The sequence below is a fragment of the Caballeronia sp. INML2 genome (assembly GCF_023631365.1).
GTDB lineage: Bacteria > Pseudomonadota > Gammaproteobacteria > Burkholderiales > Burkholderiaceae > Caballeronia > Caballeronia turbans.
Genome location: NZ_JALQDH010000117.1, coordinates 20,072 through 33,312, shown reverse-complemented (window position 1 = coordinate 33,312; position 13,241 = coordinate 20,072). Strand labels below are relative to the sequence as shown.

Sequence of the window (13,241 nt, the reverse complement as noted above, 5' to 3'; positions counted from 1 at the left end):
TTCAGCCGTGAACTAACGGCGTGTTGCCGAGATAGTAGCCAGAATACATAACGCACAGTCTTCAAAGGTGTGACCCTGCGCCAGGTGCACCGCTTACCGCGCCAGCCCTGTCTTGCGCGAGCCTGCCGACGTTATATGCGGTCTCACTAAGTGCGGCTGACGCCCTCAACATTCGTCGCAACGGCCCAATGATAGTGATACCAGACGGCTACTGCGAAAGCTGCTAGAGCCGCCTGCCAACGTGTACCGGCTGGTGTCTGAATCGCAGGAACGCGTTTGACTGCAAGTGTCTGATCGAGGGGAGCAGTTCGACCCCACTTCGAATCACTAGTGCGAACGTGCTCCGCGTCGCGTTTCCGCAGTGGTGCGAGACAACAACCTCTTGGGGCGTTCGATCTCCGAATGATCGACTCGAATATCTCACATAGACGACGCGCCATTGAAGCGGTCCAGCAGGAGCTAAATTAAGCACTTCGCTTCTCAAGCCCGGAGATTCTCCTCGAGTAAGTCTTCTTCATATCGAATTGACGCATCACGCATCTCTCTCAAAAAATGCGTCGTTACTCGGTCTGCTGAACCCATTGACTCCGCCAAGCCGGCGCTTCAAAGGGATCAGAAAAATATTGTGTTTCGTGGAGAACCTTGCCGTTGCAGAACTCCATAATGCTTACCGTGTAAGCCGCATGCCCGTTATAAGTGATGGAGTATTCCGTGATCCATAGACTGCCCTCGCCTAGGATTCGCCTGACATCGAAACCTGCGGGCTTCCCTGGATGATGACTGCGCAGTGCCTGCAAATTCTTTCGCCCGAGGATTCGTTCACCTGACTGGGGATAGTCACAGATGGCATCGTCGTCATAGATGTCATGTTCTGTATCGAGATCGCCGGCCGCCGACGCTTGCCAGTGCAGATTCAGGGCTTCACGAATTTTCTCTTCGTCCATGCAGTGCCTCCGGTATCAGTTAGGTTCATCGAGCCCTGATTCGCGGAATAAACCCAGTGTTGCCCGACCCTTGACAGCTTTGCGATTCCACGCAATTGCTCAATGCCCGCTCGCCGATTCATTCGAAAGCAATGGCCACCGCTTTGCGCGGCGCGAACTCGAACGGCTCGATGCTCGGCTAGTCGGCCGAGGCGTCGAAGACGTCCGGCGTTCGGGGCTCAGCGCCTGGCACTGCGCGGCATCTGGCCGAGCTGGTGAAATACACTCAGCCAGTCCTCGAGATGCCATGTCTTCGCGATGCGGCCGTCGCGCACCTGATGAAACGAATGGATCGCGAAGCGCACCGGCTTGCTGGTCGCGGCGATGCCCATCAGCGGGCCGGACTGCGTCCCGCTCACTTCGGCGCGCACGCCCACCCGATCGTCCTGCACCAGCATGTCCAGGATCTCAATGCGCAGGTCCGGCAGCGCGGTAGCCATGTCGGCGAAGATAGCGATCATCTGATCGGGGCCCGGCTTCCGGCCGGGCGGCTCGGGAACGTATTCCCAGTCTGGGGTGACGGCCTCGCGCAGCAACGCGATGTCGTGCGCGGCGAACGCGCGGTAAATGCGCTCTACCGCCTCGCGTTCGGTGTTCCCTGCATTCAGTGTCGCCAGCATGGTGCCTCCCGGGGGGACCAGTAGGAGTACTTTAGCGCAATGTGCTCGTGCTGTCCTTTAGCGTTCTCTGCGCGATGTCGTGCCACGCGACATAGGCGTGCGAGGCCGTCTTGAAGGGCGAGCGGCTTCGCGATGTCCACGTGAGCTGCCGTACGCGTCGGCCTGCTGCGTGAAAGCCGCATTGGGGTTCGATATGAGCCTTGCGCCGTTTCGCGTCGAACTCACCAACCACCCACACAGTGACCATAATCGCCGCCGGTTTTGGACGCACCGTACGCCGATAGCGGGGCTGAGCGCCAGCCTTCCGAGCAAGTGCCGATGCGACCCGTTCCGAGCCGTCCACAAAGTTTTAGTGCATATTTATCAAGTCGCTTGGGTCGATAGGAGGCGACAAGGGACGTCGGGCGAACCCATCGCATAACGTCGGACCGATTCGCTCCGCCCCGGCCCTCAAAGAAGCAGCAACTGTATGAAGCGCTAAGCTACCCGCCATCGAGAGAACTGGCGGGATGGGGCGGAAGCGGGGAATGAGCCCGCTGCTTGAGTTGGAATTCTTGAGTCCGAACTCAAACCGCGCTGCACGATTCAGCGGGTGCGCGCCCAAATACGCGAGGCCCACGCAAATGATCAGCAGGCTTCCCGTCGCGAAGAACACCGAATGCAACCCGAACCACACGCCAATCTGGCCGCCAATCAGTGGCCCTGTGACCTGCCCGCTAAATTGTGCCGATTGCAGATATCCGAGCAATTGTCCGCTTCGGTTCTCATCGACGGCGCTGCGCGCGAGCTTCGAGATAGACGGCAGCAGACCTGCGAGCGTCATGCCCATCAGCACCCTCAGCGCGGCGAGCTGCCACCACTGATGCACGAACGCTTGCGGGATCATCGCGATGCCAGTCAGCACGAGACATCCGACGATCACGTTCCAGCTTCCGATGCGATCCGCGAGCGCGCCGAGCCGCGCCGCCGTCAGCATGCTGCCAAGCGCGGAACACGCCATCACGACGCCCGCGATGCGCGCCACATGGTCTGCCGTCACGCCCAGACCGCCGATATACACGGTGATGATCGGCTCAATCGACATGTTCGCGAGCAGCACCATCATCGCGGTGGCGAGCAGCGCGGCCACAACGACGTAATTCGTGCGATGCGCCGACTTTGAAGCAGGATCCGCCGCGTGTTTCTTCGCATCGGCGGGATGGAAGTCTTCCTTCACGAGGACGATCGTGAGTAGCGCTGGCCCCCGCGATCATTCCCGCGCCCGCGAAAAACGTCCCGCGTATGCCGATCAATCCCGGCAGCATGCCGCCGATGAGCGGCCCGGAGAGATTGCCCGCGAGCGCGCCCGTCGACAGGATGCCGAGCGCCCACCCTGCCCGCTCGCGCGGCGCCTGCGTGCCGATCATCACCGTCGACGCCGACGCGTAGCCGCCGATCAGACCGGCAAGCAGACGCAGCGCGACGAGTTGATGCACCGAATGCGCGACTCCTATCAACGACATCACGATGGCCATGCCGACCGCCGCGCGCACAAGCATCGGCTTGCGGCCGTAGCGATCGGCGAGACGTCCGCAGAGCGGCGCTGTGACGGCGGTGCCAAGAAACGTCGCGCTGAACGCGACGCCCGACCATTCGATCACCGCCGACTGCGAACTCACGCCGAGTTGCTGCACGTAGAGCGGCAGAAACGGCAGCAACATGCTGAGGCTCACGAGCGTCGTGAACGAACCGAACACGCAGACTGCGAGATTGCGTCGCCAGTACTGGCCATTGCGTTCTGCATAGCCGAGGGCTCCCGAGGGTTGAACGACCTGGCTCATTTTGACCTCAACGCAGCGAAAAGATCCACGGCTAGGGCAATCGCGAGCGCCGCCGCGCCGATCACGAAAAGCAGGCGGTAATCGCCGCCACTGCTCGAAAACAGAAAGGAAAGACCGTATGCCGCGAGCGCCTGAAGGACCGCAAAGCCCGTCGTCGCGGTGCGCCATGCGCCCCTCTGCGCGGCCGAATGATGCGCGAGCAGCTCATTCACGCGCCCCAGCACGAGCGGCACGATGCCCGGCGTGAATGCACCGACCAGCACGCTCGACACCATCAGCAGGCTCGAACTCGACGACAGCGCGGGCAACGCGACCGCAACCAACTGGAGCAGATATGCGACCCGAAGCGCCGGCCCGAAACCCGCGCGATCCGCGAGATGACCGGCAAGCAGCGGCCCGGCGATCGCACCGAGCCCGTACAGCACCCAGAACTCCGCGCCTGCATCGACACCTTTGCCGAGACCGCGCGCGACGAAATCGACGAGAAAGATCATGTGCGGCACCAGACCGACTGCATTCAACGCGTACTCGACGAACAGCGCGCGCAATGCGGGCGGCGGCGCCTTGACGCTCGCTTGCTGCGCGGCGGGCGCCGGTGCATCCTGCGAGGGCCATCCATTCCACGCGACGATGGTCAGCAGCAACGAGACCACCGCGAGGCCCAGCCACGTCTGCGTCAGACCTTGTCGCAGCAATAACGGCACGATCGTCCCCGACGCCGCGATGCCCAGCCCGATGCCCGTGAAAATCGCCCCGCTCGCGAAGCCGCGACGCGAGGGCGCGACGTGCGCGATGATCGTCGGCGCGGCGAGCACCATCAGCGCGCCGCCAGAAATGCCGGACAGGAACCGCCACACGAAGAACCACAGAAACGACACCGGAAACGCGCACGCGACTAACGCAATGGTCGCGATGACCATCATCGCGCGCAGGACCGTAGCGGCACGCGCATGCCGCGCGAAGAAGCCCGCGGCCAGCGCGCCCGCAAGATAACCGCCGAGATTAGCCGCGCCGAGATAAGCGGCCGTCGACGCGGGAAACCAGTGCGCTCCGATGATCGCTGGCAAGAGCGGCGTATAGGCAAAACGCGCGAGCCCGATGCCGACGAGACTCGCGCTCGCCCCTGCGAGCATGCCGCGCCAGACCTGGAACGGCTCGGGTTCCGATGGGTTCAAGACTGCGTAACGCATACCCCCTCCATCTTTGCCGGAGACGCGGCGTGCGCGCCTCGATGAAGGCCAGCCTATATTCGATCGCATCTAGAGAGAATCGATGTTGATCGGAAGACAATCTTCCGCTATTCGATCGAATCGAGTTGCAGTTCCCTGAACCGACGCCGCAGGCGCGGCATAGCGAAATCGACGAACGCGCGTACTTTCGGCACCGACAGCCGTCCGTGCGGCGTCAGCAGATGCGCCGGCAACGGCCCGTGCTCGCTGTCGGACAGCACGATTTGCAACGTCCCGTCCTTTACTTCCTTGGCGACGTGATAGGAAAAGAGCCGTGTGAGGCCATTACCATCGACAGCGGACGCAACCGCCGCGCGCACCGTGTTGACGATGAAACGCGGCGCGAACTGCACGACTTGCGGAATCGTCGAGCCGCCTGCGGTGGGGAAGCTCCATGAATCGAGACCGAAGTGCGTCATCGAAATGATCTGATGCTGCCCAAGATCCGCGGGCTTTTCGATGCGCGGATGCTTCCCGAGATAGCCCGGTGACGCAGCCACGACGCGCCGCACTTCACCGACGGGAATCGCGACGAGCGTCGAGTCCGACAGATGCGCGATGCGCAACGCGACATCGATTCCTTCATCGATTAGGCTCACGGGCCGGTCGAGAAGTTGCAGACGCACCGACACGGCGGATGGGCGCAGGCGTTCAACCACGCGGTAGGCGGCTTCCTGATGCGCGCGGCTACCTCACCGAACGAGATCGGTGACCGTACCGGCGGTCTGAATCGCGCGTTCAAATATCTGTATTCGATCCGGCTCGTCGGCAAGCGTCTGAAGGCATGGAACCGGATCGTCTACTACATCGTGAAGTGGCTGCTGTTCGGCGGGATAGCAATTGCGATTTTCTGGCGCTACTGAGGCCAGCCGAAGGCAAGCCAGCCCAGACAAGGCGGTGCCGTAACGCGGCGAGCATCCCCAGATGAGCGGAATTTTCAGTGGAGCGGCCATTCAAACGGCGCCAGGATATCCGCGCGATTTCCTCCGGTAGACTGGGCGCTTCGTCGATCAATCGAAGCGCCGAGCCGACATGGACCGAATAGACGCGATGAAAGTGTTCATCGCCACGCTCGACGAAGGCAGCCTGGCAGGCGCGGGGCGGCGTCTCGGCCGCTCGCCTGCGTTGGGCGGCAGCCAGCACACCAGGTCCCAGTGCGGCCTTGATCGGCCATTCTTCGAGGGACCCTTGTATCTCAATCGGAAAGTCTTGTCGGCGTGCACCGTGTTAGATTTGTCACAGTTGCGCCAATGACCTCGTCAACTCGCGGTCGGAAGCCATGCCGGTGGCCGCTCAGCTTTGCAGAGGCAAGGGCTTGCCGAAGCGAAATGCAAGCGAAGGGAACTTCTGCGTCGTATCGGCCGCTCGATGTCACAGAATAGGATGATGCGGTCCTTGTCCGTCTTGTTTTCGGCCCAGTGCAGATAGGTTTCGTCGAAAACGACTTCCTCGCCGTCGCGCCACGAATAGCGCTGGCCGTCGACGATGATCGCGCAGTTGTCGTCGTTCGGCGTCACGAGTCCCAGGTGATAGCGCAGCGATCCCGCGTATGGATCGCGGTGCAGCGTGAGCACGCCGCCGGGCGGCAAAGCGGTCCCCACTCGCCAATAATACATCGCACTCCGCGTCAGTCAGATTGGCGACGAAGTTCTGTGTGCTGTCAGGGTCGTCATAAACAAAGCGGGTAACAGTGGCGGAATTTCCGGACGCGTCCTTGGTTCCGATGTACGTCCCCCATGCCCCGGCCGGTGAGGTCAGAGCAAGAAGGCGACTATCGGTCTGATCGAAAAGATACGCGACCCCTCCGTCGGGTGCCTTTGCGGCATGAGGCGACGTCCAAACGCCATTTGGGCAGCGGTCACCGATGTTCGCGCTGACGAGTTGTAGTCACAGATCTAATTGCGATTGCACCTGCAAAAAAAGAGCGCTACCTGTCGATAGCGCTCATAAATCCGGATCCGAAGGATCCGGCCTGAGAGATCAAATTTATGACTGCGTTGTCGAATCCGTCAGGCAATCTGCATTCGCAGCGCTATGCGGCGCAAAGCCCTGAGTAAAGGTCGGGACGCATCGGGCACCCGGTCGCGCCGTTCTCACGGTCAACGAGCTTCCAGGATTTATCGTCTCGGGTCGATACGACCTTGCGGTGTGCCCCGGCAGTCGCGAGTCAACCGATCGCTCAAAGACCGGAATAAACCATCTTCGTGAACTGAGCGCCGTTGAACACGAAATTGCCCCAGACGGCGTCAAAGGCGGCGGTCGGCTTCGCGGCGACAATCTCGTCAAGTGACTTGCCTTGCCGTTTCAGCGCTGCAACGTTGCTTCGTACGGTAACCAGCATGTCACGGAATGCGATGAGTTCAGTTCGCGTGCCGACAGGGCCGTGGCCCGGTATCACGATGGTGTGGTCGGTCGTTCGCGCGACAGCTTTGTCAGCCCACTTGATCGCACCATCGATGCTGCCGCCGTCCTCGTTGTCGATATACGGATAAAAGCCATTCCAGAAGGTGTCGCCCAAGGCCAGCACGTCGGCCTCCTTGAAATACACCCACAGATCGCCATCCGTATGACCGCCTCCGAAATTCTCTACTTGGATCGTGGTTCCCGCGAATGAAAACGTCCTTTTGTCATCGATAACGAGCGTTGGCCTAGCATTTTCCGGCACGGGCTCGAAAGTCCAGTTCCACGCATCGACATGAGTCGTTTCGGTCAGATGCTTCGAGGTGTTCCTGTGCGCAACGACGGTAGCTCCCGCGTCATGCATCCAGGCGTTGCCGTTGGTATGGTCCCAGTGCCAATGCGTATCGACCACGTATTTCAATGGTGCCGGACCGATCTTATCGAGCGCGGCCCGCAGCTTGTTCTTTGATTTACCGATGCCTGCATCGACGAGAAACTTTCCTTCCTTGCCCGACAGCACAGTGATATTGCCGCCAGAACCCATCAGCTCTGTGATATTGCCGCGAAGGGGTTGCACGACAATATCCGAGTCGGCTCTGCGCAGATACCGTGCACCGGCGCCTGTGTGAAAGTAGTCGTCTGGCGTGGCATGCACGCTTTGAATGGTCTGGCTGGCCGGATCGGCTATCGCTGCCGTGGAGAGGGGCACGAAGGCTGCACCCATCGAAATGGACACGGTCGCGCTCAATCTTATGAATGTCTTCATTCTGAACTACCTTGAAGGTACGGAAAAAGCGGGTGAAGCGGCGCAAAACCACGCGCTAGAACAATTGCCGGATGCCGATCATCGTGCCGAGCTGATTAGCGCCACGGCGTGGCGTGGTGCCACCTCCGCCCGCGCTTATCGTGTACGCGGCCTGGCTGCTATTCCAGAGGTAGCCGACTTGCGCATACAGTGCCGTACGCTCGGAAACCAGATAGAAGCCACGCACGGTGGACAAGGTTGCACGAGTATCGTGCCGTTTATTGATGACCCTGATGACCTCCGCCTCTGCAATGATCGAAGGCGTCACCTGATATGACACACCACCAAAGAAGATGTCTGATCCGATATCCGGCTCGGAAGATTCATTTTCGGCATTACGATGAAGCCAGCCGCCTTCGACTTTTGCCTTGCCCACCGTGACATGCGCCGCGATCAGCAGCCGCGAGTCGATGTCAGTCGCACTGGTCATCGGCACGGGAGGCCTGCCATCGAAAAAGTTGGCCGCGGCGCCTGTCCCACCTCGCTGCTCGTCGTACGAGATGCCGCCGCCGAAAGTCGGCCCGTCATACTTGATCATTGCTGTCCACTGTCGGCATTGAGTCGGCGCGCCTGGTACGGACCCCGCGCACAGACCTTGCCCGGGCGAATTTCCGCCGACTACGTCTCTGCCAAAAGAATACGTCGCGCCGATCGTGACATACCGGTACGTGCCCAGATATCCGATCGCATTGTCGCTCCGAGCATTCGGAATGTACGCGTCCACGGAGCCGATTCCATAGATTGCAGGACCCATGACATCGTTATCGAGGATCGTGTAGAGCGTTGCCGTATTCTGTCGCCCGAAGAACCACGAACCCGTTGGCCCTGAAATCCCGACCCACGCCTGGCGGCCAAACAGGCGCCCGCCTTGATTGAGATCTCCAGCCCGAAGATTGAAGGAGTTTTCCAGATTGAACCTCACCGAATAACCCTCTCCTATCGGCTCGGACCCGCGCAATCCCCAACGTGATGGAGTGGACCCGGTGATTGCGGGCATCCTGACCAGGCTGTCGCCAAGATTGTTGGCGTGGGTGACATATTCGATACCCGTATCGACGATTCCATAAAGCTGCACGCTTTGCCCAAATGCGCAGCCACTGGTCCAGATCATTCCCGCGACCAAAGCAAACAAAAGTCTTTTCATTGCGTCTCCAACCAACGAGTTAGACTCGCCTCTCTACTTCGTCATCCTATGCGTTTCAGAAAAATATGCCGGTGCTTTTTGGCGGCATGCTCTATTCGGAACCGGGTGTAAGTTGTTTTGAGATCACAGACGCATGCGATTGCTTATGCGCTACGGCATCCTTCAAGAAAAGAGCGAAGGCCGCAATGAAACTGGGAATCGCAAGCATGCTGACGATGGCGCCGAGGCCAAGTCCGGCTTGGAGAAGGTTGGCGCCCGCTATCGATCCGACGATGCCGCCAATGCGGCCCATTCCAAGCATCCACGCAATACCGGATGCTCGTCCATGCGTCGGATAGAATTCGGCCGCGATCACCGGCATGGAGACCTGCGCACCGTTCAAGGAGGTACCGGCGGTGAATATCAGCACGCCAATGAGCAACGTGTCGCCGGAAAGCTGTCCAATGCCCCAAAGAAGGCCGCCGGTCAGCGTATAGGTGACAGCAACGACACGATGAGCGTTGACGCGGTCCATCGCGTACCCGCAGACGATCGACCCGATGCCGCCGCCGAGCGGGAACAACGCCGTGATCAGGGATGCCTGCTGCAACGTCATCCCGCTGTCTTTCAACAAGGTCGGCAGCCAGCTGGTCAGCAGGAAATAGACGAGCAGACCCATGAAATACGTGAGCCACAACAGCAACGTTCCCGTGCGATAGCGCTTCGACATGATCAACCGGACGGGCGTGTGTTTTTGGACCTCGGTTCCTTCATGCAGCTTGAATCGGGATGCTTGCAATGGCGTGCCCGCGATTCGACCGAGCACCTCGTTGATGCGGGCCGCGGGCCATGACTTCGTGACCATGAAGCGAACCGACTCGGGTAGACAAACGAGCAGCACGACGGCAAGCAGCAGTGGCGCAACTCCGCCGGCGAAGAATACGCTTCTCCATCCGAATGCCGGTATCAGCAGAGCGGCGGCAAATCCGCCGGCCGAAGCGCCGATGGTGAATCCGCAAAACATCACGTTGACGAGCAGTCCCCGGTGCTTTGTCGGCACGTATTCCGAGATCATCGTCGTCGCGTTCGGCATGGCTGCGCCCAAGCCGATTCCGCAGCCAAGTCGAAAGAGCGTGAGTGCGTCGATGGAACTGGCTTGCACGGACGCAAGACTAAGCGCGCCAAAGGTAAAGACGGAACCCACCAGCACACGCTTTCGGCCGATCTGATCCGCAAGAGGGCCTGCGACAAGCGCGCCGACTACAGATCCGATGAGTGCGGCACTCAACACCGGACCGAGCTGGACCCAGGTCAGCCCCCAGTCTTTGGCGAGTGCGGGCGCGACGAATCCGGCTGCTGCCGTGTCGAATCCGTCAGCAGCAACGATCAGGAAACACAGCGCCAGAATAAGCCATTGATAGGGTGAGAACCTTTGTTGATCGATGAAATCCTGTACATCCAGGACTTCAAATGATGTGTTATCCGACGACATGATTCATCTCCTGATTGTGCAGCTCGAACGTTCTTATTGCTTTGTACTGCGATATATATGAGATATACTCGTGGGTCGTTATTGCTGCTCGGGTTATTCAGACCGCCCCATAATCAAGTGCGGACATCCCGCCTGTATGACGCTCGATGACGGACGCGGCTGTCAGCAGGCGCAACTCCCGGAAGCTATCGGCCACCAGTTGCACACCGACCGGTAGTCCACCACTGAAACCCATCGGAGCGCTGATGCCCGGGAGGCCGAGTGCTGCAGTGGCGATCAAAGGACTCTGAGCGGCTATGAGCGTACGCGTCTCTTCGGTCGTTCCGAGGTCCGCGCCCCACGGTAAAGGCAGGCAGCATGAAACCGGCAAAAGTGCGATTGGATAACGGCCGAGAAATTCGTTCCACTTGCGACGCAATTCGTCCCGCCGTGCGATTGCCTGGACGTAACCGCCAAGATCGACGGCTGGAGCGCAATCGGCCATGCTGCGGATGAATCGTTTGACATCCGGATCTCCCGTCGAATCCGCCGCGGAAATCATGCCGAAACGAGCCTCTGTCATTACGATCGATTGCCACACGTTGACGCACTGCTCGATCTCGGGAGGGTGCGCCCGCTCGATAATATAGCCGGCAGCCGCGAGGGCATTCGCTGCTTCGAGCAATGCCGCCTTGATCTCGGGACAAACCGTGGATCCCGGAATCTCATCGATCAGGGCGACCTTCACTGCCGAAGAATCGTCGGAGTGTTCCAGACGCGCATCGGCCCACGTAGCATCGCGCGTGTCGGCAGCGGTCATCGCGCGTAGTCCGAGTAACACGTCGGCGACCGATCGCGCCAATGGACCCTGTGCGGACATGGATTGAAGTCCATAGAAGCGCTGGCTGACAGTCGGATGATAGGCGGGCACACGCCCGGGAGTAGTGCGAAGCCCCACTACACCGTTGACGTACGCGGGATAGCGAATCGACCCGGCGATGTCGGTGCCATGCGCGAGCGCACACATGCCCGTTGCCACCGATACCGCTGCGCCGCCGCTCGATCCGCCTGAGGTAATATCGGCCCGCCAGGGGTTTAGCGTCCTGCCGTATAACGGGTTTTCGGTGAACCACCTGAAAGAGAACGGCGGCACGTTCGAACGGCCGATGATGTTCGCACCAGCATTGCGCAAGTTGACGACCACGGAACTATCCGCCGGTGCAATGCGATCCGCGTAAGCCGGATTCCCATTCGTCGTGGCTTCGCCCGCTACATCGACGTTGAGTTTTACTGTCAACGGCACGCCGTGCAGAATGCCCGCTTCATGCGGCGCACTGCGCAGTAACGCGTCCGCCTGTTTAGCGGTTTCGAGCGCCCGTTCGCGATCCGCATGGACAATGGCGTTGAGCCGCGGATTGATCGAATCGATCCGCTGATGAAACGCCTCCAGCACCTCCACACAAGAGACGGAACGCGCCCGCACTTGTGCGGCAATATCGACGGCGCGCCAGCGCCAAATCTCGCCAGGGAGTGTGCTGGCGGATTGTTCGGCTTGCAGCCGCCTGTGCATGGTTGACATGTCTAATCGAGATTGATCGTGCGTCACGTCGGGTCCGGATATCGATGATGAATGCGTGTATTCTTCCATCGGGCTACTATCGAGACAACCGAACAGCGGGATACCGCATATCGAAAATTTCGATATCACTGGAAAACGAACAAATGGCTTCGCTCGATGTGGAATGGATATGGGTTTTCGACGAAATCTACAAGACACTGAGTGTGACGAGCGCTGCGGACAGGCTCGGCATGACTCAGGGCGCAGCCAGTACCGCGCTCAATCGTCTGCGCGACTATTACGGCGATCAGCTGTTTGTGCGGACGTCGCGCGGCATGTTGCCGACGCCACGCGCAGTCGCGCTGCAGCCGGTGCTGCACAAAGTGCGCGAAGATCTGGAAGTCGCGCGCACAGGCGCACTCGTCTTTGAACCGGCCAGTTCGCACCGGACGTTCCGTTTGTGCATGACCGATCTCGGCGAGATCGCTCTGCTTCCGCGGCTGCTCGGCCATCTGCGGCCTCATGCGCCGAACGTTCATATCGAGGCGGAGAAGATCAATCCGGACAGTCCTCGAAGGCTCGAAGACGGCACCATCGATCTGGCGATTGGTTACATGCCGCAACTCGACGCCGGCTTCTATCAGCAAGCCTTATTCGAACAAGACTTTCAGTGTATTGCGAGCCTTTCGCACCCGCGCATTGGAAAACGGCTCGGCAAAAGCACCTATGTCGCCGAACGACACGTGGAGGTATCTAATCCGGCGACAGGCCATACCGCGATGGTCGAAAAGGCACTGTCGTCTTCGGGCGTCACGCGCGACATCGCATTGCGAGTGCCAAGCTTCCTGGCCGTTGCGCAGATAGTGAGCGAGACTGAGCTACTCGCGACCGTGCCACGTTATTACGCGTTGGCGATGTTATCGCGCGAGCCGATTCGACACTTGGACATACCGTATGAATTGCCTCGCTATTCGGTGAAGCAGCATTGGCATGCGCGTTTCCACAGCGATCCTGGCAACGTCTGGCTACGAAAGACAGTTGCGGGTCTCATGCCCAATGTTGTGTCGGGACATGCGCTATGAGAGACCTCACCGAACTGGCTATTGCATAGAGGCCGAACGCAGGCAGCGATTGAGTTCGCGGCGCGAGACGACGTGCTCACGCACAGGACGTGCCAATGAGCGTGAAAGCCGCCTTTACTTGTTCGCGTTGAATCTTAGAGCGCATACACA

8 protein-coding genes and 5 pseudogenes are annotated in these 13,241 nt (G+C 59.9%); 3 read left to right on the top strand and 10 right to left on the bottom strand.

All coding sequences use genetic code 11. From position 1 onward, the window contains the following. Nucleotides 1–560 precede the first annotated feature (560 nt). The 5 genes and pseudogenes from NCT32_RS34270 to NCT32_RS34250 form a co-directional block, all read right to left on the bottom strand. Nucleotides 561–944: a nuclear transport factor 2 family protein gene (locus tag NCT32_RS34270; RefSeq protein WP_061121030.1), complete on the bottom strand. Its 384-nt coding sequence runs from the start codon at nt 942–944 to the stop codon at nt 561–563. A 218-nt stretch (nt 945–1,162) separates the two neighbouring features. Further along, nucleotides 1,163–1,603 (bottom strand): ester cyclase, encoded by a 441-nt coding sequence (locus NCT32_RS34265; protein WP_061121029.1) that lies wholly within the window; start codon nt 1,601–1,603, stop codon nt 1,163–1,165. Nucleotides 1,604–2,188: 585 nt separating this feature from the next. Then, a pseudogene (locus NCT32_RS34260) lies at nt 2,189–3,423 on the bottom strand (MFS transporter). Next, the gene (locus NCT32_RS34255; protein ID WP_061121028.1) at nt 3,420–4,613 is read right to left on the bottom strand and encodes a YbfB/YjiJ family MFS transporter; all 1,194 of its coding nucleotides are present in this window, start codon (nt 4,611–4,613) and stop codon (nt 3,420–3,422) included. Before NCT32_RS34255 ends, NCT32_RS34260 begins: the two are co-directional and overlap by 4 nt. Before the next feature lie 107 nt (nt 4,614–4,720). Further along, nucleotides 4,721–5,287, bottom strand: a pseudogene (locus tag NCT32_RS34250) (LysR substrate-binding domain-containing protein); the annotation flags it as partial. A gap of 3 nt (nt 5,288–5,290) precedes the next feature. Here NCT32_RS34250 and NCT32_RS34245 point away from each other — a divergent pair. Continuing rightward, nucleotides 5,291–5,515: pseudogene (locus NCT32_RS34245) on the top strand (lipid A hydroxylase LpxO); the annotation flags it as partial. 169 nt (nt 5,516–5,684) lie between these two features. Beyond that, nucleotides 5,685–5,777 (top strand): annotated as a pseudogene (locus NCT32_RS34240) (LysR family transcriptional regulator); the annotation flags it as partial. Between the two features lie 226 nt (nt 5,778–6,003). Here the strand turns inward: NCT32_RS34240 and NCT32_RS34235 are convergent. The 5 genes and pseudogenes from NCT32_RS34235 to NCT32_RS34215 form a co-directional block, all read right to left on the bottom strand. Further along, nucleotides 6,004–6,241, bottom strand: a pseudogene (locus NCT32_RS34235) (aspartyl/asparaginyl beta-hydroxylase domain-containing protein); the annotation flags it as partial. 590 nt (nt 6,242–6,831) lie between these two features. Next, entirely contained in the window at nt 6,832–7,818 is a 987-nt protein-coding gene (locus tag NCT32_RS34230) for an MBL fold metallo-hydrolase (RefSeq protein ID WP_061121024.1), read from the bottom strand. Between the two features lie 55 nt (nt 7,819–7,873). Then, a complete protein-coding gene (locus tag NCT32_RS34225; RefSeq protein WP_061121023.1) occupies nt 7,874–9,001 on the bottom strand; it encodes a porin in 1,128 nt (375 codons plus the stop codon). A gap of 91 nt (nt 9,002–9,092) precedes the next feature. Then, complete coding sequence (locus tag NCT32_RS34220; RefSeq protein WP_061121022.1) at nt 9,093–10,472, bottom strand: MFS transporter; 1,380 nt, start codon at nt 10,470–10,472, stop codon at nt 9,093–9,095. A 97-nt stretch (nt 10,473–10,569) separates the two neighbouring features. Then, on the bottom strand, nt 10,570–12,030 hold the full coding sequence (locus NCT32_RS34215; RefSeq protein ID WP_061121021.1) for an amidase: 1,461 nt from the start codon (nt 12,028–12,030) through the stop codon (nt 10,570–10,572). A 143-nt stretch (nt 12,031–12,173) separates the two neighbouring features. Between NCT32_RS34215 and NCT32_RS34210 the strand changes: the two genes are divergently transcribed. Beyond that, nucleotides 12,174–13,091, top strand: a complete 918-nt coding sequence (locus NCT32_RS34210; protein ID WP_061121020.1) for a LysR family transcriptional regulator — start codon at nt 12,174–12,176, stop codon at nt 13,089–13,091. The last annotated feature ends 150 nt before the right edge of the window (nt 13,092–13,241 follow it).

Bases quoted from the DNA above. Each gene is read 5' to 3' on its own strand.
- NCT32_RS34270 (WP_061121030.1), bottom strand. From the start codon at position 944: ATGGACGAAGAGAAAATTCGTGAAGCCCTGAATCTGCACTGGCAAGCG.
- NCT32_RS34265 (WP_061121029.1), bottom strand. From the start codon at position 1,603: ATGCTGGCGACACTGAATGCAGGGAACACCGAACGCGAGGCGGTAGAG.
- NCT32_RS34255 (WP_061121028.1), bottom strand. From the start codon at position 4,613: ATGCGTTACGCAGTCTTGAACCCATCGGAACCCGAGCCGTTCCAGGTC.
- NCT32_RS34230 (WP_061121024.1), bottom strand. From the start codon at position 7,818: ATGAAGACATTCATAAGATTGAGCGCGACCGTGTCCATTTCGATGGGT.
- NCT32_RS34225 (WP_061121023.1), bottom strand. From the start codon at position 9,001: ATGAAAAGACTTTTGTTTGCTTTGGTCGCGGGAATGATCTGGACCAGT.
- NCT32_RS34220 (WP_061121022.1), bottom strand. From the start codon at position 10,472: ATGTCGTCGGATAACACATCATTTGAAGTCCTGGATGTACAGGATTTC.
- NCT32_RS34215 (WP_061121021.1), bottom strand. From the start codon at position 12,030: ATGTCAACCATGCACAGGCGGCTGCAAGCCGAACAATCCGCCAGCACA.
- NCT32_RS34210 (WP_061121020.1), top strand. From the start codon at position 12,174: ATGGCTTCGCTCGATGTGGAATGGATATGGGTTTTCGACGAAATCTAC.